Genomic DNA, 20,757 nt, shown 5'->3' with positions numbered 1-20,757 from the left:
ATACTTCATGCACCTTGACCGTGCCGGAGTGTCGAAATGGCCTGCCGTCATGCGTCCGCTGCTGGCCATGCCCAACCTCGATGCGTTTGCCGTCACCTTCGGCGCCACGCAGCGCATCCGCCTGGAAGAGGAACTGATGGGCGAAGCCGTCAAGGATGCGCAGCGCAAGGCCGATGCCATGGCGCGCGGCTTCGGCAAGCGCGCGGGCGCCGTGGCCGGCATCTCGTCGGACCAGCTGAAAAACCTGGGCAGTGCCGTGGGCCTGGTGCCGTCCGACCGCTACAACCGCGCGAACAGCCGCCAGCGGCAAAATCCCGACGACATGCTGATGGTCACCAGCCTCAAAATGGCGCAGACGGTCGACGCCCTGTTCCGTATCAAATGACCAGGTAGCAGGGGCACAGGCTGCGCAAAGCGGGCAAACGGTGTAAATTGTGGCTTTCCAAACGCACCAAGGAACGCCATGACCATCAAAGCCATCCGCGACCAGTCGCAACCCATGCGCCACATCGTGCACGTGCGCGACCACATCATTTCCGCCGACGCTTCGGTGGCGGAAGGGGGCGGCGATGCCGGTCCGTCGCCGCACGACCTGTACGACGCGGCCCTGTCGGCCTGCAAGGCGCTCACCGTCGTCTGGTACGCCAAACACAAGGGCATCCCGGTGGAACACGTGGAAGTGAGCACGGAGCGCGATGCCAGCGAAGAGCGCAAGGGCGTGTACCGCCTGGCCGCCACCCTGCACCTGACGGGCGAGCTGACGGATGCGCAGCGCGAGGAATTGCTGGCCGCGGCCGGCAAATGCCCGCTGCATAAATTGATGACGGCCGTGACCACCGAAGTGACGACGGTGCTGGCATGAGCGCGGCCATCCTGAAAAGCCACGAGAAGGACCTGGGCGGCGGCTTCGTCGTACGGCGCCTGCTGCCTTCGGCAGTAAAACAGGCCGTCGGCCCCTTCATTTTCTTTGATCATTTCGGCCCCATCGACGTGGCGCCCGACGCCAACCACGACGTGCGCCCCCATCCGCACATCGGCCTGGCCACCGTCACCTACCTGTTCGAGGGCGCGATCGACCACCGCGACAGCATCGGTTCGTACCAGCGCATCGAGCCGGGCGCCATCAACTGGATGACGGCCGGGCGCGGCATCGTGCATTCGGAGCGCACGCCGCACGACCTGGCGGGCCAGCCGCACCGCACGCACGGCTTGCAGCTGTGGGCTGCGCTGCCGAAGGCGCACGAGGAAGACGAACCGAGTTTCACGCACACGCCGCAGGCCGACATTCCCGTCGTGCCGCTCGATGGCGCCGTCGTGAAAGTGTTGATCGGCACGGCGTTTGACCGGACCTCGCCCGTGCGCACCTACATGCAGACGCTGTACCTGGACGTGGCGCTGGAGGCAGGCAAGGAGCTGCGGCTGGAAGGCTTGCCGGCGGAAGCGGCCATTTACCCGATCAGCGGGGAAGTGCTGGTCGATGGCGTGGCGCTGGTGCCGCACACCATGGCCTTGCTGGAAGCGGGCGCCGTGCCTGTCGTGACGGCGGGCAGCGGCCCGGTGCAGTTCGTCGTCATCGGCGGCGAGCCGCTGGACGGCCACCGCTTCCTGTTCTGGAATTTCGTCTCGTCGAGCAAGGAACGCCTGTCGCAGGCGGCCGACGACTGGAGCGCCCAGCGCATGGGGCAGGTGCCGGGCGAGACGGAATTCATCCCGTTGCCGAAGGCGCCCCTGCGCCCGGCGACCTGAGTCCCCCTTAGAAACGCGCGCGCAAGGTCAGTTGCGCCTTGCGCGGTTCGCCGTAGAAATTGCCCCACGCAGGTGCGCTCACCGTCTGGTAGTAGCGTTTGTCGAGCAAGTTCGTCACGGACAGCGACGCCGTCCAGTTGCGGTCGATCTGGTAGGCGGCGCGCGCGCTCCACAAGGCGTACGCGCCTTGCGCCACCTTCACGTCGCGCGTGGTGCGCGAACTCTCCGTCTGGAAGTTCACGCCGCCGCCCACGCTCCACTTCTGCAGGGCGCCGGGCAGGCGGTAGTCGCTCCACGCGCGCAGCATGTGGCGCGGCGAGTAGGTGCTGGCGAACATCACGCCCGCATTCGACGTCTGCTCCAGGTACTTGAAGTTGTTCAGGGTATAGCCGGCGAACAGCTGCCAGCCCGGCGCCACTTCGCCGCTGATTTCCGCATCGACGCCTTCGCTGCGCACCTTGCCCGCCGAGAAATAGCACTCCGTGCCGGACGAGCAGGTATTCACCAGGTCGAGTTCCGCGCGGTTGCGCTGCTCGATGCGGAACAGCGCCAGCGAGGTATTGACCTTGCCGTCGAACAGTTCACCTTTCACGCCCACTTCCAGGTTGCGGCCTTTCAGCGGGTCGAGCAGGGCGCCGTCGGCCGTGCGCTGGTTTTGCGGCTGGAAGATGTCGGAGACGCTGGCATAGCCTGACCAGCGCTTGTCGAACGCGTAAATGACGCCGCCATACGGCGTGACGACGCCGTTTTCGCGATACGGGTCGATATACACCTCGCCTGTGTCGCGGTACACGCTGCTCGCTTTGTAGTTCGACACGCGGGCACCCGCCACCACGGTGAGCGGGTCGCTGACGCTGAAACGCGCCACGCCATACGCGCCCGTCTGCGTCATGCTCGTCAGGCTGTGGGCACCGCCATACTTTTCCTTGCGTATCCAGGCATCGCTCGGTTCCGCCACGCCGTGATTGGGGTGCAGCGCGCTATTGGGCAGCTTCATCATGGCCAGGCTGTAATCGCTGTCGCTTTCCAGCCGGTTCGTGCTGATGCCGGCGCTGAAGCCGTGGCGGCGGCCGAAGGCGTTGAATTTGCCATCGAGCGACAGGTCGACACCCTTGTTGGTGGTGCCGTAGTCGAACACGCCGGTATACATCATCATGCCGGCCAGGGTGGCGGGATGGAGCGCACCCAGGCTGAACATGTATTTCACGTCATGCTGTTCGCGCGTGTAGTTGGCGCTGGCCTTGAGCGACCAGTCGGCATCGAAGCGGTGTTCGAATTCGGCGAAGGCGGCCGTCTGGCGGCTGTCCCAGCGATTCCAGTCCGCGCCCAGGAAGGTCGAGCGGGGCAGCTTCGGGTCGCTGCCATCGAGGTAGCGGGGCATGCCGGAGAAAAACGGCGTCGACTTCAGCTTTTCGTAGCTGGCGCCCGTCGTCAGCTTGCTGCCCGGCGCCAGGTCGAATTCCAGCACGCCGTACAGGACGTCCGTGCGGCTGTCGGCCACGTCATAAAAATAATCGCGCTGGTCATGCGCGGCCACGGCGCGGCCGCGGATGCTGCCCGACTCGTTCAAGGGGCCGGTGACGTCGACTTCGCCGCGCACGTCATTCCAGCGTCCCGCGCTGAGCGCCAGCTGCACCTGCTTTTCCGCCAGCGGGCGCTTGCGCACCATATTGATGGCGGCGCCCGGCGAACCCGTGCCCTGCAGCAGTCCCGTGGCGCCGCGCACGATTTCCACCCGGTCCAGCATGGCCGTATTGCTGGTAAAGCTGTTCGCCTGGGGGTAAAACATGGCGCGGTTGACGCCGTCGAACTGGTACGTTTCGACCATGAAGCCGCGCGAATACACATAGCGCCCGCCCATGGGGCTGTCGTACATGGTGATGCCGGTGGTATTGGCCAGCACGGCGTCGATGGTATTGAGGTTCTGGTCGTCCATCTTTTGCCGCGTGACGACGCTGACGGATTGCGGAATCTCGCGCAGGGTTTGCACGCCCTTGCCGACGGTGACGGCGCGCGCCGCGTACGAGTTGCTGTGTTCACTGACGGGATCGCGCTCCATGCTGGCGCTGACCGTCACGGGCGCCATGGTCTTTTCCGCGCCGCTCGCCGAGGCGGAAGGCACGGCCGCCAGGCGCAGCACATAGGCGCCGTTCGGCAGCTGCACGGCTTCCATGCCGCTGCCGGCCAGCACCTGGGCGAACCCCTGCGTGACGTTGAAGCTGCCGCGCACGCCGGGCGAGCGCAGGCCCCGCGTCTGCGCGGGATCCGTCGACAGGCTGACGCCGGCGGCGACGGCGAAGTCGTTCAGGGCAGTGGCCAGCGGGCCGGCCGGCACGGCGTAGGCTTGCGGCGCCGTGGCGGCGGTCTGGCCTTGCGCCAGGGCGGGCGCGGCGATGAAGGCGGCGGGGGCGGCGCAAGCCATGGCGAGGACGGCCAGGCGGATGGCGCGCGCGGCGGGATGGAGGACGGGGGTGGTCAGCTGCATGCTCGGTCTTTCTGCTCAGAGGGATAAGAAAATGGCCAATGAATCGGCTTCTTACTTGTCAAGCCGAAGCAGCGCATCGAAACACCAACCCCAAACGCAAAAAAACTGAAAATAATTATGCCGGCCGGGCCGATACCGTGGCCCAGTAGCGCGTGAAGTACGTCACTTGCAGCCCGTGCGAGGCGCACAGGCTTTCCAGCACGGCGTCGATATCGTCGAGGCGGTAGGTGCCCGTGACGGGGCGCCGCGCCACGGCGGCATCGCAGGCGAGACGCCCGCGCCGGTAGCGCGCCAGCTCCGCCACCAGCTGTTGCAGCGGCCAGTCGGCGGCCACCAGCATGCTGCGCAGCCAGCTGTCCTGGTGCGCGGGCATGCTCAATACCTCATCCGCGCCGGTGGCGCCGAAGCGCAGCTGCTGCCCCGCTTCCAGGCGGCGCACGGCGTCCGGGCGCGCCGCGCAGCGCACTTCCACGGCGTGCTCGAAGACGCTGACGGTGCTGCCATCGTCGTCGCAGCGTATGCCGAAGCGCGTACCCAGCGCGCGGATCACGCCGTGCGGCGTATCGACGAGGAAGGGGCGCGGGTCGGGCGCCGTCGTGATCATGATTTCGCCACGGTGCAGGCGGATGCGGCGGTGCGTGGCGCTGTAAGCGACATCCAGGGCGCTGGCCGTATTCATCTCCAGGCGCCCGCCATCGGCCAGCGTGACGTGGCGGCGCTGGCCCGGCGCCGTGCGCAAGGACGCCGTCAGGGCTTGCCATGGGCCGGATTGCCAGCCCGCCTGGCCCAGCGCGATGCCGCCGCCGGCCGCCACCAGCAGGGCAAGTATCTTGGCGGCCGCGCGCCGGCGCTGCTGCGCCGCCTGCAGCGCCGGCATCGCCAGTGCTGCCGGTATCGCGCCCAGCTGGCCGTCCATGCGCCGCAGCAGGTCCCAGGCCCGTTCATGCTCGGCGCTGGCGTCGCGCCATGCCTGCACGTCGGCCGGGTCGGCGCTGCCGCACTGGAGCTCCACATGCCAGTGGGCGGCGGCGGCCAGCACCTTGCGGGCGATGGGGGCGGAAGGTGAGGTCGCGGGGCCGAACATCAGGCGGCCGCCAGCATCAGGCATTCCGTGTAGGCGCGCACCAGGTGTTTTTTCACGGTCGGTAGCGAGATGCCGAGGCGCCGGCTGATGTCCACGTAGCTGAGTTCTTCGATTTGGGCCAGCAGGAAGATGGTCCGCGTGCGCGCCCCCAGGCCGTCGAGCAGGCGGTCGACGGCGAGCAGGGTTTCGATGATGATGGCGTGCGTTTCGGCGCACATCGATGCTGGCTCGGCTTGCTGCGCCAGCGCTTCCAGGTAGGCCTGCTCCAGCGCCTGGCGGCGGTAGCGGTCGATCAGCAAGCCGCGCGCGATCGTCGCCAGGTAGCCGCGCGGCTCGCGCAGCGGTGCCGCCTCGCGCTTGCCCAGCAGGCGCAAAAAGGTGTCCTGCGCCAGGTCGGCCGCCTCGGCGCGGTTGCCCAGCTTGCCGCGCAGCCAGCCATACAGCCAGCCGTGGTGCTCGCTGTACAGGGTGCTCAGGTGGCAGGTATGGACGGGACTGACGGTGCTCACTGCGTTCTCCAGGCAAGGGAAGGGCTGGGCTGACGGAACGCGCGGTGCCGGCTGGCTGGGCTGTTTGAGAATGATACTCATTATCACATTGCCACGCCGCCGGCGTCAATTGGCGTCGCCGCCCAGGCGCCAGCGTAGCTGCCATTGTTGCAGATTTGCCCAGGCTGTCTGCAGTGCCCCAGCGGACCAGTGCAGCAGGCCCTCAAGCGCCAGCACGGTGCGGCGCAGGTGGATGCCGTCAAAAAACACGTGATCCGCCACGACGGTGGCGGCCAGCCAGGCGGCGATGATGACGATGATGTCGTGGCGGCCGCTTTTCCACCAGCGCAGCGAGTGGCGTCGGAAGATCCACGGCACGCCCAGCGGATTGGGCCAGTCGGCCAGCAAATGCATGATGCCGCCGGCCGCAAAGCCGAACAGGGGCGGCGCCCACAGGTGGTGCGGCAATTGCATCCAGGTATAGACGAGCAGGGCGATCCACGCCAGTCCCCAGTGCGTCCACGTGCGGTGCGTGATCCACAGCCGGTGCGTGCGCGCCCACCAGGCCACTTCCAGCCAGTCCGGCGCCGTGCCGCCCAGCGCGCCCATGACAAAGGCGAGCATGCTCAGCACTTGATAGGGGCCGCCGGCGCCAGCGTGCGCGACCAGGGCCGCGGCGATCACGCCGGCAGCCCAACCGGTCGCGTGATGCGCTTTGTTGGAAGCCATAGGAAATGTAAAACGCCGTGCGGGCGCTGTGTGAAGTGCAGGGAAATATTAACTGGATGAATATACAGTATGCAAGGGCGGGAAGGGGTGCTATTTGCAGAATATCTGCGATTGAATTGTTAAATTGTGTGTCGGAATAGCCTGGCCAGCGAACTCGGCAACTCATGCCGGCCGGTCAAGTGTGTTGTGTAGAGGATAATGCAATCGGCGCCGGGCGCGCTATGCTGAAAGCAGTGCTGCGTTTTGAAGAGGTTTCGCCATGAAAATCCCACGCGAATTACAGATTCCCGCCATCGTGTTCACGCTGGAAGCGGTATTTATACTCGGCCTGTCGATGATTTTTCTCGTGCTCGTGCCGCGCTAGCGTCCGAAAAAAGGCCATAGCTGCGTTGCACTGCCTTGCCGTACATTCGTACTGTCTTCGGCAGCGCGCCTTGCTCTGACCATTTTTCAGACGCTAGCGGTCAGGTGGCGGGAGGCGTTGTATCAGGCAGTTTGCATGGTGCTATCGCACAGGGCTGCGCCTTCGGTGCGGATGATCCAGCATTCCGGATACGGTTCGCTGGCGAAGCGGTTGTGCCGCGCGAAGCCGCTGAGCTTGTCGAGCGCGGTGGCGGGCGCCAGCGCGGTTTCCTTGCCGCTGGCCGTGTCCAGGTGCCAGAAACCGCCATTGCGGTGGAATAGCACGGGCAGGCAGCTGGCTTGCGGCGTGGCAAGGTGGCTGGCCGGCGCAGGCTGGGCTTCCGGCAGCAGCAGGTAAAAACACTCGGCACGGGCGCCGTGGTCGATGCGGTGCAGGATCACGCCGTGCGCGAGCAGGGCCGTGACGCTGAGTACGACGATGCCCTTGATGCTGGCAGATAATTCGATGCGCATGCCCAGGCGCAGGGCCACGGGCTTGTGCTTGCCGGGCCACACGCCATCGAGCAGCACGCCGTAACGCGACACGTCCTCGATTTCAAAGCCTTGCTGGCCGCGCCGGATGATGGCGTGGCGGCCCGACAGGCGGCGCGTCAAGCCATTGTTGTCCTGGCCGTCGGGGCTGAAATGGCTGAGCAGCACATCGGCTTCCGGGTCCACCAGCTCAAAACGCCCCAGCATGCACTCCTCCAGCGCGAACAGGCGGATCTGGCGCTGTTCGCCCGCTTCCGGCGCCGCATTGACGAGGCAGGCGGCCTGGCTCGGGTGCGGATGGCAGTGGCTGGCGGCGGGCAGGTCGACTTCGATCAATTCCTCGTCCCAGGCGATGGTGGTAAAACCCATGTCGATCTTGCCCTGCGGCGCAGACAGATCCACATGGGCGATGCCGGCATTGCGCGCCGTCACGTCGAGGTTGCAGCCGTCGCCGCCCGTCACGCGGGCGATCGAGGCGTCGTCGGCCATCACGCGCACATTCTTGTGCGTGCTGAGGAAGATCTGGTGGATTTCCGTCAGGGTCGCGTCGCGTCGCGGCACGAGGATGACGAAGGTGCACACCCATTTCTGCGCCACGGCGCCATCGACGTGGCTGTGCACTTCGACTTCGATCTGGTATTGCCCGTGTTCCTTGTTGCGTGAGGAAAACTCGACAAACACGGGACGCCAGTCGCCGCGCGTGGTGCGCACGAAATCATGCTGGACGGCACCACGCGGGATCAGGTCCGAGCGCAGGCGCAAGGTCAGCTGCGGCGCGCAGGCGGCGCTCATGCCGCGCAATTCCATTTTCAGGGTTTGCCGTCCGCCTGCCGCGCGGGGATCGAAGCCGCTGATGTGCAGGTGGGCTTGCACGGGCTGGTAGGCGGCGTGGGCGGCGGCGGTAACGACGGCAGGCGAGGCCGCTGGCGTGGAAGCCGGCATAGTCGCAGGAATGCGGGTGGGCAGCGCTGGCGCGGTTGTGCCCGTCAGCGGTGCGGTAACAGCGTCAGCAGCAGGGGCGTGCGGAAGCGCCGTTGCCGATGGCTCGGAACGGGCGCTGCGCAGTGCGGTCAACAGGTCGTAGCTGCTGGAGGCGGTCGTCGCTTGCGGGTGGTTGCCCGCGCAGACTGTTTCCCCAGGCAAGACCCAGAACGTACAGTGCGGGTGCTCCGGGTTGCTGCATTTTTTCATGACATTCTGACTCGAATCGAGCGGGGACATTTTGCCCTCTGTTATACATGAGAGCTTACGCGCTTTTGCGCTTGCTTGGCAACTTTCACGGCAGCGGAATGCGCTCTTTTTGTCCAAATTCATGTCCCTGGTCACACCTCGCAATACATGTCATGGAAACTATTGCTCAAAAACATATTTTATGTCTTTCTGGATATGTTATTTTGATATTGTATGAAACAGGTTTTCAGCCATGCGCGTGGACGCCGGTCGCGCATGGTGATGCCCGCGGCAAGAGCTGGAAGGCGTTTTGTATTATGCTGGCACAGCCGTTCCCCCGATGCCGCCCGACTTCGAAAGACGACCATGCCTGCCCAACGCCCGCTCCAGCTTGCCATAGCCTATGGCGCCACCTTGTGCGTATTCCTGGCCATCGATGCGCTGTGGCGGCGGTGCTGATGAAACCGGTGTACGCCGCGGCGCTGGGGCCGCTGCTGGCGGAGTCTCCCCGCTGGGCGCCGGCGACGCTGTTTTATCTGCTGTATGTGGCGGGATTGCTGGTTTTCGCCATTTTGCCGGGCTTGCGCGCGCGCCGCGGGCGCACGGCGGCAGTGCTGGGCGCGCTGCTGGGCCTGCTTGCCTATGGCACCTATGATTTGAGCAACTATGCGACCTTGCGCGACTGGCCGCTGGCCTTGACGGTGATCGACATGGCCTGGGGCGCCGTGCTGTCGTCCGTGTCGGCGACGGCCGGCTACCTGGCAGCTAGCCGGCTGGGGCGGTGAATTCCGCATCGAAGCGCAGCGCCAGCACGGTAATGTTGTCGCTATGCAAGCCTTTGGGCGGATGCGAGAGGAAGTCGTCGAACAGGGCGCTGACGGCCTGTGCCGCAGTCTTGCCGGCGCACAAGGCGGGCCAGCGGGCCGTGAGGGCCAGCGGGTCCTCGCAGGCCCAGAAGCCGTCACTGGCCAGCAGATAGTGGGCGCCGGGGCGCACGCGCAGCACGCGGCGGTCGCCCAGGTGCGCGAGGAAGGGCGGCAAGATGGCCGCATCGAGGCCGCGCAAGGGCTTGTCGAGCTGCAAGCTGTCGCCGATGGCATTGCCTAAAATGAATGCCTGCGAGATTTGCGGGTGGTGTTCGCCGTGCACGGCGGCCCGCCAGCGCGCCTCGTCGAGCGCGCCGCGCATGGCGTATACGGTGGCCGGCACGTGGTCCACGGTGAGGATGCTGGCTGTCCCGTCGGCAATTTCGTACAGGCGCGAATCGCCCACGTGATACAGCAGCGGCGCTTCGCCGGGCGGCACCTCCAGCAGGGTCAGGGTGGTGCCGGGCGGACGCGCCTGGGCTGGCGCGGCCTCGGCAAAACTGTCCTGCAGCCGCGTGTGCAGCGCGTCGAGCCTGGCCGCCAGGCTGGCCGTGTCAAGGCAGGCGGGCATGGCCAGCAAGCCTTGCACGGCCGCTTCCGCCGCTTCGCGCCCGTGGCCGTGGCCGCCCATGCCGTCGAGCACGGCAGCGCGCACATGGCCGCGCGGCCAGCCTGGCACCTGGCAGTGGAACGGCGCCTGCCGCGACAGGCAGACGGCGTGGCCGCCGGCATCGATCAGCAGGAAATTGTCCTGGTTTTCGCGGCGCGGCAGGGGGCCGGCGCCCACGCTGGTGCCGGCGGCGGCGTCGAGCCAGGGGCCGAAATCGAGCTCGTCTTTGATTAAATGCATCGGTTGGTGCGGTCCAGGCGGCCAGCAATGTTGATCATAGGACACAGCTTAGCCGATATTGTGCAGGGGCGATACCTTGCCTTTCACGCAAAAAAACCTGCGTCAGCAGGCTGGCGCAGGTTTTTCATGGAGCAAGTACAGGGCGCTGCTTAACGGCGATGGCCCCAGCCACGGCCATGGTCATGGTAGTCTCCGCGGTCATAGTAGTCGCGGCGGCCATGGTCGCGGTAGTAGCCGCGGCCCGGTTGCACGTAGACGACAGCCGGCGGGCCGTAGTAGCGTGGTGGCGGCGCGTAATACACGGGTTGCGGGGCGGGGGCGTAGTACACGGGCTGCGGCGCCGGCGCATAATAGGTTTCGCGGTAACCGCCGCGATAGCCGCCACGGTCGTAATAACGGTCATTCGTGCTGATGCTGTTGCCGACGGCCGCGCCCAGCACGCCACCGACGATCGCGCCATTGCGGCCGCCGGTGCTGTTGCCAATGGCCGCTCCGACAACGGCGCCTGCAACGGTATTGAAGTCGCGGTCACCGGCGACTGCGGCCGAAGACACAGCCACTGCCGCTACCATTACCGCACCCAGGAGTTTCTTGTTCAACATGGCATTTCCTTCCATTCCGGCGAGATCACAATGATCTGCATGGACTGGACTATATCTGCTGTCGCAACCGTGTTCCATGTCTAATACAACTTATTACAATCCTGCCCCGGCCGTAACAAGTCAGCGCAGGCGCGCCTGCCATTCCGGACGCAGCAGGCTGTACATTTTGACATCGCGCATCACGCCATTGATAAAGAAGGCCTGGCGCAGCAAGCCTTCCTGGGTAAAGCCGTTCTTTTGCGCGATGCGCTCGGAACCGATGTTCAGCGGGTCCATCAGCAGCTCCAGCCGGTGATACGGATAGGCGTTGAACAGGTAGTCGACCAGCAGGCGCGTCGCTTCGCTGATGTAGCCGCGTCCATCCCGCTGCCGGTCGAACAGGCGGTAGCCGATCTCGCGCGAGGCTGGCGTGCGGCTCTTGAAGTGCGTGATCGTGCCGATGATGTGCTGGGCGTGATCTTCGATGAGGAACAATTCGCTGTCCTCGGTCACGAAGCCCGATTGCAGGAAGTCGCGCCGCATGGCTTCGGGCGACTTGAATTGCATCGAGAAAAACTCGCCGCGCGAGGGCAGGTCGTTGACGAGGGAAATATAGGTATTCAGGTCGGCGGCCTGCAGATGCCGGACGGTACAGAGTGTTCCCTTGAGCATGGCGGTTTCCGGTAGCGATCACGATTCTGATGGTAATCGACTCTGGGGGGCGAGGCAATCGATCCCGTAAAAGTTGCTGCAATGACAGAATAAATACGCTATCGTAGAAAAAGTCGCGCCTTGCCCATGGCCACGGCGTACCCGCTTCGACCTCGTAGACTGGATTTGAACACATGCATAGCATCCTGACTGGCGCGCCACTGCGCCGTTCCGCCGTATCCCTTGCCCTCGGCTGCATCATCAGCGCCGGCGCCTTTGCCGCCGCGCCGGGCAATGCGCCGCAAGCGCTGGCGCAGGTGCGCGACACCGCGCTGCAAAGCGACTGGGCGTACGCCCGCCTGGCCGACATGACGGATCTGATCGGCCCGCGCCTGTCCGGTTCCGCCGGCGCGGCGGCCGCCGTGCAGCAGGTGGCCGACACCATGCGCCGGCTGGGCGCCACCGTCACCTTGCAGCCCGTGAAAGTGCCGCACTGGGTGCGCGGCGTGGAAACGGCGGAAATCGTCGATTACGCGGGCCGTCCGCAGGGCGTGTCGCAGCGCGTGGTGCTCACCGCCCTGGGCGGCTCCGGCGCCACGCCGGCCGCCGGCCTGACGGCGCCCGTGATCATCGTCAAGAGCCTGGATGAACTCAAGGCGCGCGCGTCGGAAGTGAAGGGCGCCATCGTGCTGATCGACACGCCGTTCGACCAGGAGATGGCCGAGCGCGGACTGGCCGGCGTCACCTATGGCCAGGGTTCGCGCGCGCGCTTCCTCGGGCCGAAGGCGGCGGCCGACCTGGGCGCGGCCGCCGCGCTGGTGCGCTCGGTGGGCGGCGCCGATTTCCGCATCCCGCACGCGGGCGCCACGGGCCTGGACGAGAATAAACGCATTCCCGCCGCCGCCGTCACCGTGGAAGACGCCTTGCTGATGGGCCGCCTGGCCGCGCGCGGCCCCCTGAAAATGCACCTGACCCTGACGCCGCAAAACCTGCCGGAAGCGGACAGCTACAACGTCATCGCCGACTGGCCGGGCACGGACAAGGCCGACGAAGTGGTGGTGGTTTCGGGCCACCTCGATTCCTGGGACCTGGCGACGGGCGCGCACGACGACGGCGCCGGCGTCGTGGCAGCCATGGGCGTGGTGGAAACCCTGAAAAAGCTCGACTACCGTCCGCGCCGCACCATCCGCGTAATCGCCTGGATGAACGAGGAAAACGGCGGGCGCGGCGGCCAGGCCTATTTCGAGGCCCACAAGCAGGCGCTCGGCAAGCAGTACGCGGCCATCGAGATGGATAGCGGCGCCGGCCGCCCGTTCGGCATCCTCGCCAGCGTGGGGCCGAAGTCGGAAAAACTGTTCGCGCCCCTGCGCGCGGCCCTGCTGCCGATGGGCGCGCATGCCTTCACGCGCCGCGACGCGCTGGGTACGGGCGACTTGCACCGCCTGGAAACGGGCGGCGTACCGAGTTTCGAGCCGCTGGTGGACAGCCACAGTTACTTCCACTACCACCACACGGCGGCCGACACGCTGGACAAGGTCGACCCGGAAAACCTGAAGCGCAACGTGGCGCTGATGTCGTCGCTGGCCTGGTTCCTGGCCAATATCGACGGCGAGATCGGCCGCGCGCCGGAGCAGGCCGAGTAAGCGCCAGTGCTGGCGCCGGCAACTTGGCGCCAGCAATGCATGCCAAGGTAAACACCATGTCGCTACCCGATCTGAATCTGTTGATCACCCTCGATGTCCTGCTGGCCGAAGGCAGCGTCACGCGCGCGGCGCGGCGCTTGCGTTTGAGTCCATCGGCCATGAGCCGCGCCCTGGCGCGCCTGCGCGAGACGACGGGCGATCCGCTGCTGGTGCGCGCCGGGCGTGAACTGGTGCCCACGCCGCGCGCGCTGGAGCTGCGCGCAAGAGTCGCCCCCCTGCTGGGCGAAGTGCTGGCCGTGCTGGGGCCGGCGCAGCAGCTGGATCCGCGCCAGCTGGCGCAAACGTTTACGCTGCGTTCGAGCGACGGTTTCGTGGAAAATTTCGGCCCGGCGCTGCTCGCGCATATCGGCGCGCAAGCGCCAGGCGTGCGTCTGCGCTTCGTGCAAAAGCTCGACCGCGAAAGCGTGCAGCTGCGCGAGGGCAGCATCGACCTGGAAACGGGCGTGATCGGCAGCCTCACCAGCCCGGAAGTGCGCACGCGCAGGCTGTTCGGCGACCGTTTCGTGGGCGTGGTGCGCAGCGGCCATCCGCTGGCGCAGGGCGACATCAGCGCCGAGCGCTATGCGGCCGGCCGGCACGTGCTGGTGGCGCGGCGCGACCAGGAGACGGGGCCGATGGACGACGCGCTGGCGGCGCTGGGATTGCAGCGCACGATCGCCAGCATCGTCGGCGGCTTCACGGCGGCGCTGGCGCTGGCCGCCGGCTCCGACCTGATCGCCACCGTGCCTGAACGGCATACGGGCAATCTGCGCGCCGGTATGTTCAGTTTTGCGCTGCCGCTGCGCATGCCCGACCTGACCGTGTCGCTGATGTGGCATCCGCGCATGGATGCCGACCCTGCCCACCGCTGGCTGCGCGGCTGCGTGGTCGACGCTTGCGCGGCCCGGATCAATGCCGGCTGACGCCGCCGGCGCGCCAGCTCAGGGCCAGCAGCAGCCGGACAGGGTGGCGCCGCAGGCCAGGGCCAGCAGCAACAGAGGGACAGGCAGGGATGGGATTGCACGGGTGCGTATCATGCGGAGTCTCCAGTTTTGCTCAGGGTGCGGCCAAGCACGAAAATGACCAGCGCGGCGAGTATCAGCGCGCTGGCCACGCCAAAGGTGGCGTGCATGCCGCCGATCATGGCGGCTGGCCGGGCGCTGGCGATATCGCCGGCGCCGGCAGCGAAGACGGCGCCCATCACGGAGGCGCCCGTGACGAGTCCCAGATTGCGCGACAGATTGAGCATGCCGGAAATGACGCCGCGCTGCTCGGCAACGATATCGCCCATGACGGCCGTATTGTTGGCTGCCTGGAACAGCGCATAGCTGGCCGTGAGCAGCATGATGGGCGCGACGTAGCCGGGAATGCCCAGGCTGGCGGGCAGCAGGGCCAGCGCCAGGCAGGCGGCGGCCGCGCCGCACAGGCCCGCGCCGCCCATGCGCTGCGCGCCGTAGCGGTCCACCAGCCAGCCGGACGGCACGCCGCAGAACGCCGCCACCAGCGGCCCCGCCGCCAGCACCATGCCGGTAACGGCTGTGCCCAGGCCCAGGCCGCGCGCCAGGTAGAAGGGGCCGACCACCAGCGTGGACATCATCACCGTCGCGACCAGCATGCTGGTCGCCAGGCCGGCGCCGAGCGCGGGCGCGCGCAGCATGGCCAGGCGTATCAGCGGCGCCGGCGCCTTCAGCTCGACCCGGACGAACAGGATGGCGCCGACGCAGGCGGCCAGCAGCAGCGCCGCGTTGCGCACGCCGAAATGGCCGCGGCCCAGGGTCATGGCCAGCGCATAGGCACCCAGGGTCAGCGCCAGCAGCGCAGTGCCGCGGTGGTCGAAGACGGGCCGTTTGGCGTGCGCGTCGCGCTGATCCGCCGGCAGGCAGCGCCAGGCCAGCAGCAGCGCCAGGCCAGCCAGCGGCACGTTGACGAGGAAAATGGCTTGCCAGCCGAAGCGCGCGATCAGCAGGCCGCCCAGCGCGGGGCCCAGCGTGGTGCCGACTGCGGACATGGTGCCGAGCAGGCCCATGGCGCTGCCCGTCCTGGCCTTGGGGACGGTGCTGCCGACCATGGCCATGGTCAGCGCCATCATGACGGACGCGCCCAGGCCTTGTAGGGCGCGCGCGGCAACCAGCAGCCACAAGGTGGGCGCCAGCGCGCACAGGATGGAAGCTAGGGCAAACAGCGCGATGCCGGCCAGCAGCAGGCGGCGCCGGCCGACCATGTCGCCGAGGCGGCCCACGCTGACGATCAGCGCAGTGATGGCCAGCAGATAGGCGAGCACGATCCATTGCACATCCTGGAACGGTGCCTGCAGGGCCCTGGCCATGTCGGGCAGGCCGACGTTGGCGATGCTGGTGCCCAGCGCGGGCAGCAGCATCGCCAGGGACAGGCTGGCAAGCGCGCCGCGCACGGGCATCGTGGCGCTGCCGGCCTGGGACGCCTGCTGGTTGGGTGGAGCGGGTTTTGACGGTGCATGCATGGCGTGGCTGATCCTCGAATGGGGTCATTACATGGTATCGAGGGATCTGGCATGGCGGAAGGCGCATCATTTGCATTGTGTTATTGCGTTTGACGCCATATGTGCGGCGCGGCCGGGCCGCCTGGAAGCTCGCTGCGCGCCGGCGGCCAGTACTTCGGACCTTATTTCGAGTAACCCTGCAAATTGTCCGCCGTGTCATGCCGGATGCCCCACCACGGCAAATACGCATTGTTTTCGCCGCGCGCGCGGAACCACGGTTTGTCGTGGGCGATGGGCCGTACCGTGGCGGGCGGCAAGACCAGCACGCCCGTGACGCCGTCAGGATCGCTGGTGCCCGCCACCAGCACGGGCTGGCCCACATGGTTCGCATGGGCGATACCCAGGGCGACATTGGTCAGCGCCGTGCCGGCGCCCATTTCGTCCAGCAGGGCCGGCGTATTGAAAGTCTGCGGCAGGAAGTCGAATCCTGGGACTTCCAGACTCAAGGCCTGCGCCAGCCGTGCCAGCCGGTCGGATGACGTGGGCAGGGTTTTATTGGCATCGTGGATGACGTAGCCGATGTCTTCCGCCGTCTTGCCGCCATGGCGCGCCGCCTCGGCAAATACCGCCTGCCACGCCTGGACGGTGCGCGGCGGCTTGTCCTTGCCCGCTTCAAAATCGGCTACCTTGCGCGTGGCCGGATAAGCTATCCACGCCAGCGCCGCGCGCTCCGTCTTGCAATCGGGGCCGGCCAGCACCAGCAGCACCAGGTTTTCATTGATCTGCATGGTCTTCGGCCGGCTCGGCGCATCCCAGTTCATCACCCACACGGTTTCCTTCGGATGCGTTTCCAGGTAGGCCAGCGCGGCTTGCAGGGAGGTAAAACCCGCGTTGTTGCCGCCCAGGGTGATGCGCACGTCGGGTGGGGTGGCGCGGGTCCAGAGGGTCGGGAAATTGACATTGCCGATGCTGAAGGTGTCGATAATGCGTTCGCGTGTAGTGTTTCTTGCCTCTTCTGGGTCCAACTTGCCCGCAGGCAGGGCATATTCGACGCGGATGCCTGCCAGTTCGCGCCAGTTCTGTTTTTGATCTTTGGGATAGACTCGATAAAAGTAGGTGGGGCTGGAGTAGTAAATGTCATGAAATGGGCTGGTTAATTTCCGCACATATTTATAGTGATAGCCCTTGAACGTTTCCGTGCCATCGATATCGTGGGCAATGGGGGCGACTGGCTGCAAGGTGCTGAAACCCCTGTGATACGTCCTGACCATATCGTCATTCTTGTTGGGTTTGGCCAGGCCGAGCGTCCAGAGCAGCTGCCACTCGGTGGGATAGTCGAGCCGCTGCAGCGGATTGAGCCACTGCAGACCCACCACTTGTGCCCGGAAGGGAACGTGAGCCGTGGTTTTTGGGAGGCCTTCTTCTTTCTGCGCCGGCTTCACGGCGCAGGCTGTCAATAGCGCAAACATGGAGCTGGCGGCCAGCATGGGCAGCGCGAGGAACTGTTTCATGAAGTCTCCAGGTGAATGGACATGCTGGTGATCGGCATAGCCCGACCAGATGGACCAACATGCCAGGAAAATGACGCAGAGAAACGTGGCGATGGCCCAGGTCAGTCGCTGGCGCGGCGTGGCAATGAATTTATGCACCGTCAGTCCTCAGCGCAAAGTTGGTGGATGCCGGAAGGTAGTGGCGTTGCGCTTGGGATTGAGGAAGCCGTCATCCGTCAATTCGCGCGCGTAGGTGGCGGACTGCATCTGTCCGGCTGCCGGGCCCGGGATCGCCAGATCTTCGTCGCGGCGTCTCAGGCGCGCATTCAGGCCGGCGCACAGCCCTTGTTCGGCTTGCTCATACCATTCGCCATCGGAATTGACGCCATGCACGAAGATGACGATGCCGGGACGGGGCAGGCGCGTGACGGCCTGGAGCAGCGCATGGCTGAACAAGGTCGTGCCTTCGGCTTCGGCGAGCAGGATGCAATTGCCAGCTAGCGTAGGGTCGGGCGACATGCGGGCGCTCCGTCAACGTTAAAGATGAAAAGCGGCGCCCAAGCGAACTCAGGCAATCTGCACTGTATGCGGATTGCCTGAGGTGGGACTTGCTTGGTGTCAAGAAAGGAAGCGCGGCGGGCGGGGAATGCCGGGGGAATCAGATCGCGTTCAGCGGTATTTTGAGGTAGCGCACGCCATTGTCTTCCGGCTCGGGCAGCTTGCCCGCGTTGATGTTGACCTGGATGGCGGGCAGGATCAATGTCGGCATGTCCAGGGTGGCGTCGCGGCTGGTGCGCATGGCCACGAATTGTTCTTCCGTGATGCCGTCGCGCAAGTGGATGTTGCCGGCGCGCTGTTCGGCCACCGTCACTTCCCAGCGCGGCGCGCGGCCGTTGGGCGGGTAGTCGTGGCACATGAACAGCCGCGTCTGCGGCGGCAGCGACAGCAGGCGCTGCGCGGAGCGGTACAGCAGCGCAGCGGAGCCGCCGGGAAAGTCGCAGCGGGCCGAGCCCACGTCCGGCATGAACAGGGTGTCGCCGACAAACACGGCGTCGCCGATCTGGTACGCCAGGTCGGCCGGCGTGTGGCCGGGCACATGCAGCGCGCGCACTTCCAATGCGCCGATATGGAATACCTGGTCGGGCGCGAACAGCTGGTCGAACTGCGAGCCGTCGGCCTTGGCCGCACCCTGGTGGTAGACGGCGGCGAAGGCCTGCTGCACCGTCTGGATGGCGGCGCCGATGGCCACGTCGCCGCCCAGCTGCTGCTGCAGGTAGGGCGCGGCGGACAGGTGATCCGCATGCGCATGGGTTTCCAGCAGCCAGCGGCACTGCAAGCCGTGCTCGCGCACGAAGGCGATCACCTTGTCGGCCGAGGCGGTGGATGTGCGGCCCGCCTTGGGATCGTAGTCGAGCACGGAATCGATGATGGCGCAGTCCCGCCCATCGGCCTCATACACGATATAGGTGACGGTGGCGGTGGCGGGATCGAAGAAAGCTTGGATTTGTGGAGTCATCACGGCGGCAAGGGAGGGCAATGGGCGGACAGGGAATGGCATTATATCGCCAGAGTTCGCTAAAAAAATGTTGCAAATTAACATTTAACATGCGAAAAACAGATAAGGAAGCAGGCATGCGGCCGTCACAGCCGTGCGCACCCCGGCGCTTGCAGCATGGTAACCTCATTCTTCCAAGGAGGAATTCATGAACGATATCACTGCACGCAGCGAACAGTACCGCGGTTTTACGATTTCCGTGACCCCGCAAAAGGATAACGACGATTTATGGGATTTTACCTACCGCCTGCAGCGCGAAGGCGAGCCGGAAGCGCAGGCGATCACGCGCAGCCGCACCCTGGGCGGCTACGCGGCCCCCGAAACGGCTTGCACGGCGGGCCTGCAAGTGGCCAGGACGGAAGTCGATAATCTGCTGCGCCCTTGAGCCAGCGTAAATCGTTTAGCCCGAAAGTGAGCCTGACCACGGCTGGCGCGTGAAACACGTCGCTGCCAGCCGCGCTTCATGCTACGATTTCCACTATTGAGTCAGTCACGAAGGAGGCACCCATGGATAGCAGTTCTAAAATTCACTATAAAGGCTGGGAAATCGTTCCCTTGGCCGTGCCCACCACCGACGGCAAATGGTCGGCCAGTTGCGACATCGAGCGCGCCACGGCCGAAGGCCTGGAAGTATTCGAAGGCTCGACCATGCAATTCGTGCGCGACGACGAGGAGGGCGCCATTGCCGCCGCCTGCGAAGAAGCCGTGCGCCAGATCGACAACATCATCGCCAACCCGCTGGTGCGGCTGGCCTAGTTCTTTACTCTTTCAGTGTTCCCGCAGCCGGCATCCGCCGGCTGTTTTTTTTGCGCGCGACCGGCGGCGCCTGTGCCTGCCCCCATCTTTTCAGTCAGCGGTGTTGCATGTTTCAATGCTATGTTTCAAAATGAAATTATGAAGCGATAATGAAACATCGCACAGGACAAACGTGACATCGTTGTTCCCTGGCGTGACAGTCCCGGAGCAGCGCTGGCTGGCCCCTTGTCGCCTGTTTTCACTCTGCCGTCACGTGTTTTTCGCCAGGCCGCGTCGGCCTGGCACGGCATTTGCAATACTGATGTTCATAGCCACTCCGTGAAACATTCGGGACCATCCGAAACCCATAAGGTGAACACATGACTCAATACTCCGCAGGTGCCGCATTCCGCAAGGCCGTCCAGGAAGAATCCCCGTTGCAAGTCGTCGGCGCCATCAACGCCAACCACGCCTTGCTGGCCAAGCGCGCCGGCTATAAAGCCATCTACCTGTCCGGCGGCGGCGTCGCGGCCGGCTCGCTGGGCTTGCCCGACCTGGGTATTTCCAGCCTGGACGACGTGCTGACCGACATCCGCCGCATCACCGACGTGTGCGACCTGCCGCTGCTGGTCGACGCCGACACGGGCTTCGGTTCTTCCGCCTTCAACGTGGCGCGCACGGTGAAATCGATGATCAAGTTCGGCGCGGCCGGCCTGCACATCGAAGACCAGGTGGGTGCCAAGCGCTGCGGCCACCGTCCGGGCAAGGAAATCGTGAGCAAGGAAGAAATGGTCGACCGCATCAAGGCGGCTGTCGATGCGCGCACGGACCCGAACTTCGTCATCATGGCGCGCACCGATGCGCTGGCCGTCGATGGCCTGGAAGCGGCGCTGGAACGCGCCGTCGCCTGCGTCGAAGCGGGCGCCGACATGATCTTCCCGGAAGCCATCACGGACCTGGACATGTACGCCACGTTCGCCAAGGCCGTCAACGTACCGATTTTGGCCAATATCACGGAATTCGGTGCCACGCCGCTGTTCACCCTGGACGAACTGCGCAGCGCCCACGTGGGCCTGGCCCTGTATCCGCTGTCGGCCTTCCGCGCCATGAACAAGGCGGCGGAAAACGTCTACCAGGCGCTGCGCCGCGACGGCACGCAAAAGAACGTCGTCGACACCATGCAGACGCGCATGGAGCTGTATGAATCGATCAATTATCACGATTTCGAGCAAAAGCTCGATGCGCTGTTCGCCGCGCAAAAGAAATAAGTAAAGAAAAGTAAAGAAGCAGGGG

21 protein-coding genes are annotated in these 20,757 nt (G+C 65.5%); 9 read left to right on the top strand and 12 right to left on the bottom strand.

The window, feature by feature from the left end; genetic code table 11:
- Positions 1–7 precede the first annotated feature (7 nt).
- The 3 genes from O3300_RS06820 (at position 8) to O3300_RS06810 (ending at position 1,746) form a co-directional block, all read left to right on the top strand.
- The gene (locus O3300_RS06820) at positions 8–385 is read left to right on the top strand and encodes an SIMPL domain-containing protein (RefSeq protein ID WP_305052531.1); all 378 of its coding nucleotides are present in this window, start codon (positions 8–10) and stop codon (positions 383–385) included.
- A 78-nt stretch (positions 386–463) separates the two neighbouring features.
- Complete coding sequence (locus O3300_RS06815; RefSeq protein WP_305052530.1) at positions 464–862, top strand: OsmC family protein; 399 nt, start codon at positions 464–466, stop codon at positions 860–862.
- Complete coding sequence (locus O3300_RS06810) at positions 859–1,746, top strand: pirin family protein (protein WP_305052529.1); 888 nt, start codon at positions 859–861, stop codon at positions 1,744–1,746. Before O3300_RS06815 ends, O3300_RS06810 begins: the two co-directional genes overlap by 4 nt.
- Before the next feature lie 7 nt (positions 1,747–1,753).
- Here O3300_RS06810 and O3300_RS06805 read toward each other — a convergent pair whose 3' ends face one another.
- The 5 genes from O3300_RS06805 to O3300_RS06785 all read right to left on the bottom strand — a co-directional run bounded on the left by O3300_RS06805 (position 1,754) and on the right by O3300_RS06785 (position 8,617).
- A complete protein-coding gene (locus tag O3300_RS06805; protein ID WP_305052528.1) occupies positions 1,754–4,231 on the bottom strand; it encodes a TonB-dependent receptor in 2,478 nt (825 codons plus the stop codon).
- A gap of 115 nt (positions 4,232–4,346) precedes the next feature.
- The gene (locus O3300_RS06800; protein WP_305052527.1) at positions 4,347–5,315 is read right to left on the bottom strand and encodes a FecR domain-containing protein; all 969 of its coding nucleotides are present in this window, start codon (positions 5,313–5,315) and stop codon (positions 4,347–4,349) included.
- The gene (locus O3300_RS06795) at positions 5,315–5,824 is read right to left on the bottom strand and encodes a sigma-70 family RNA polymerase sigma factor (protein ID WP_305052526.1); all 510 of its coding nucleotides are present in this window, start codon (positions 5,822–5,824) and stop codon (positions 5,315–5,317) included. The genes O3300_RS06800 and O3300_RS06795 overlap by 1 nt, the downstream gene beginning before the upstream one ends.
- 105 nt (positions 5,825–5,929) lie before the next feature.
- The gene (locus tag O3300_RS06790) at positions 5,930–6,532 is read right to left on the bottom strand and encodes a metal-dependent hydrolase (RefSeq protein ID WP_289904535.1); all 603 of its coding nucleotides are present in this window, start codon (positions 6,530–6,532) and stop codon (positions 5,930–5,932) included.
- A 486-nt stretch (positions 6,533–7,018) separates the two neighbouring features.
- The gene (locus O3300_RS06785; protein WP_305052525.1) at positions 7,019–8,617 is read right to left on the bottom strand and encodes an FHA domain-containing protein; all 1,599 of its coding nucleotides are present in this window, start codon (positions 8,615–8,617) and stop codon (positions 7,019–7,021) included.
- A gap of 437 nt (positions 8,618–9,054) precedes the next feature.
- Here O3300_RS06785 and O3300_RS06780 point away from each other — a divergent pair, with 437 nt between their 5' ends.
- Positions 9,055–9,381: a DUF2177 family protein gene (locus O3300_RS06780; protein ID WP_305052524.1), complete on the top strand. Its 327-nt coding sequence runs from the start codon at positions 9,055–9,057 to the stop codon at positions 9,379–9,381.
- On the opposite strand, the gene O3300_RS06775 is transcribed toward O3300_RS06780, so the two are convergent.
- The 3 genes from O3300_RS06775 to O3300_RS06765 form a co-directional block, all read right to left on the bottom strand.
- A complete protein-coding gene (locus O3300_RS06775) occupies positions 9,362–10,312 on the bottom strand; it encodes a PP2C family serine/threonine-protein phosphatase (RefSeq protein ID WP_305052523.1) in 951 nt (316 codons plus the stop codon). The genes O3300_RS06780 and O3300_RS06775 overlap by 20 nt on opposite strands.
- A gap of 149 nt (positions 10,313–10,461) precedes the next feature.
- Positions 10,462–10,914, bottom strand: a complete 453-nt coding sequence (locus O3300_RS06770) for a glycine zipper domain-containing protein (RefSeq protein WP_099667421.1) — start codon at positions 10,912–10,914, stop codon at positions 10,462–10,464.
- A 120-nt stretch (positions 10,915–11,034) separates the two neighbouring features.
- On the bottom strand, positions 11,035–11,565 hold the full coding sequence (locus O3300_RS06765) for a GNAT family N-acetyltransferase (RefSeq protein ID WP_099378762.1): 531 nt from the start codon (positions 11,563–11,565) through the stop codon (positions 11,035–11,037).
- Between the two features lie 173 nt (positions 11,566–11,738).
- On the opposite strand from O3300_RS06765, the gene O3300_RS06760 reads away from it, so the two are divergent.
- Together O3300_RS06760 and O3300_RS06755 are read left to right on the top strand one after the other, a co-directional pair.
- The gene (locus O3300_RS06760) at positions 11,739–13,187 is read left to right on the top strand and encodes a M20/M25/M40 family metallo-hydrolase (RefSeq protein ID WP_305052522.1); all 1,449 of its coding nucleotides are present in this window, start codon (positions 11,739–11,741) and stop codon (positions 13,185–13,187) included.
- 56 nt (positions 13,188–13,243) lie between these two features.
- Positions 13,244–14,149, top strand: coding sequence for a LysR family transcriptional regulator (locus O3300_RS06755; protein WP_305052521.1), 906 nt, complete (start codon positions 13,244–13,246; stop codon positions 14,147–14,149).
- Positions 14,150–14,259: 110 nt separating this feature from the next.
- On the opposite strand, the gene O3300_RS06750 is transcribed toward O3300_RS06755, so the two are convergent.
- From O3300_RS06750 to O3300_RS06735, 4 genes are all read right to left on the bottom strand, one after another.
- The gene (locus O3300_RS06750; protein WP_305052520.1) at positions 14,260–15,705 is read right to left on the bottom strand and encodes an MFS transporter; all 1,446 of its coding nucleotides are present in this window, start codon (positions 15,703–15,705) and stop codon (positions 14,260–14,262) included.
- Positions 15,706–15,866: 161 nt separating this feature from the next.
- Positions 15,867–17,195 (bottom strand): virulence factor, encoded by a 1,329-nt coding sequence (locus O3300_RS06745; RefSeq protein ID WP_305052519.1) that lies wholly within the window; start codon positions 17,193–17,195, stop codon positions 15,867–15,869.
- A 147-nt stretch (positions 17,196–17,342) separates the two neighbouring features.
- Positions 17,343–17,693, bottom strand: coding sequence for a hypothetical protein (locus tag O3300_RS06740; RefSeq protein ID WP_305052518.1), 351 nt, complete (start codon positions 17,691–17,693; stop codon positions 17,343–17,345).
- 139 nt (positions 17,694–17,832) lie between these two features.
- Positions 17,833–18,690: an MBL fold metallo-hydrolase gene (locus O3300_RS06735; protein WP_289897409.1), complete on the bottom strand. Its 858-nt coding sequence runs from the start codon at positions 18,688–18,690 to the stop codon at positions 17,833–17,835.
- A gap of 187 nt (positions 18,691–18,877) precedes the next feature.
- Here O3300_RS06735 and O3300_RS06730 point away from each other — a divergent pair, with 187 nt between their 5' ends.
- The 3 genes from O3300_RS06730 to prpB all read left to right on the top strand — a co-directional run bounded on the left by O3300_RS06730 (position 18,878) and on the right by prpB (position 20,732).
- Positions 18,878–19,114, top strand: coding sequence for a hypothetical protein (locus tag O3300_RS06730; protein WP_099667425.1), 237 nt, complete (start codon positions 18,878–18,880; stop codon positions 19,112–19,114).
- Between the two features lie 122 nt (positions 19,115–19,236).
- The gene (locus O3300_RS06725) at positions 19,237–19,485 is read left to right on the top strand and encodes a hypothetical protein (RefSeq protein WP_034783948.1); all 249 of its coding nucleotides are present in this window, start codon (positions 19,237–19,239) and stop codon (positions 19,483–19,485) included.
- 359 nt (positions 19,486–19,844) lie between these two features.
- Positions 19,845–20,732 carry a methylisocitrate lyase gene (gene prpB, locus O3300_RS06720; protein WP_086136626.1) on the top strand — a complete coding sequence of 296 codons (888 nt, stop codon included), beginning with the start codon at positions 19,845–19,847 and terminating at the stop codon, positions 20,730–20,732.
- Positions 20,733–20,757 lie beyond the last annotated feature (25 nt).

The sequence above is a fragment of the Janthinobacterium sp. SUN206 genome, assembly GCF_030587305.1.
Classification (GTDB): domain Bacteria; phylum Pseudomonadota; class Gammaproteobacteria; order Burkholderiales; family Burkholderiaceae_D; genus Janthinobacterium; species Janthinobacterium kumbetense.
This window is presented reverse-complemented; position numbering and strand designations above follow the sequence as displayed.

Excerpts from the sequence above, each read along its gene's own strand:
- O3300_RS06820 (WP_305052531.1), top strand. The coding sequence starts at position 8 with ATGCACCTTGACCGTGCCGGAGTGTCGAAATGGCCTGCCGTCATGCGT.
- O3300_RS06815 (WP_305052530.1), top strand. The coding sequence starts at position 464 with ATGACCATCAAAGCCATCCGCGACCAGTCGCAACCCATGCGCCACATC.
- O3300_RS06810 (WP_305052529.1), top strand. The coding sequence starts at position 859 with ATGAGCGCGGCCATCCTGAAAAGCCACGAGAAGGACCTGGGCGGCGGC.
- O3300_RS06805 (WP_305052528.1), bottom strand. The coding sequence starts at position 4,231 with ATGCAGCTGACCACCCCCGTCCTCCATCCCGCCGCGCGCGCCATCCGC.
- O3300_RS06800 (WP_305052527.1), bottom strand. The coding sequence starts at position 5,315 with ATGTTCGGCCCCGCGACCTCACCTTCCGCCCCCATCGCCCGCAAGGTG.
- O3300_RS06790 (WP_289904535.1), bottom strand. The coding sequence starts at position 6,532 with ATGGCTTCCAACAAAGCGCATCACGCGACCGGTTGGGCTGCCGGCGTG.
- O3300_RS06785 (WP_305052525.1), bottom strand. The coding sequence starts at position 8,617 with ATGAAAAAATGCAGCAACCCGGAGCACCCGCACTGTACGTTCTGGGTC.
- O3300_RS06780 (WP_305052524.1), top strand. The coding sequence starts at position 9,055 with ATGAAACCGGTGTACGCCGCGGCGCTGGGGCCGCTGCTGGCGGAGTCT.
- O3300_RS06775 (WP_305052523.1), bottom strand. The coding sequence starts at position 10,312 with ATGCATTTAATCAAAGACGAGCTCGATTTCGGCCCCTGGCTCGACGCC.
- O3300_RS06770 (WP_099667421.1), bottom strand. The coding sequence starts at position 10,914 with ATGTTGAACAAGAAACTCCTGGGTGCGGTAATGGTAGCGGCAGTGGCT.
- O3300_RS06765 (WP_099378762.1), bottom strand. The coding sequence starts at position 11,565 with ATGCTCAAGGGAACACTCTGTACCGTCCGGCATCTGCAGGCCGCCGAC.
- O3300_RS06760 (WP_305052522.1), top strand. The coding sequence starts at position 11,739 with ATGCATAGCATCCTGACTGGCGCGCCACTGCGCCGTTCCGCCGTATCC.
- O3300_RS06755 (WP_305052521.1), top strand. The coding sequence starts at position 13,244 with ATGTCGCTACCCGATCTGAATCTGTTGATCACCCTCGATGTCCTGCTG.
- O3300_RS06750 (WP_305052520.1), bottom strand. The coding sequence starts at position 15,705 with ATGCATGCACCGTCAAAACCCGCTCCACCCAACCAGCAGGCGTCCCAG.
- O3300_RS06745 (WP_305052519.1), bottom strand. The coding sequence starts at position 17,195 with ATGAAACAGTTCCTCGCGCTGCCCATGCTGGCCGCCAGCTCCATGTTT.
- O3300_RS06740 (WP_305052518.1), bottom strand. The coding sequence starts at position 17,693 with ATGTCGCCCGACCCTACGCTAGCTGGCAATTGCATCCTGCTCGCCGAA.
- O3300_RS06735 (WP_289897409.1), bottom strand. The coding sequence starts at position 18,690 with ATGACTCCACAAATCCAAGCTTTCTTCGATCCCGCCACCGCCACCGTC.
- O3300_RS06730 (WP_099667425.1), top strand. The coding sequence starts at position 18,878 with ATGAACGATATCACTGCACGCAGCGAACAGTACCGCGGTTTTACGATT.
- O3300_RS06725 (WP_034783948.1), top strand. The coding sequence starts at position 19,237 with ATGGATAGCAGTTCTAAAATTCACTATAAAGGCTGGGAAATCGTTCCC.
- prpB (WP_086136626.1), top strand. The coding sequence starts at position 19,845 with ATGACTCAATACTCCGCAGGTGCCGCATTCCGCAAGGCCGTCCAGGAA.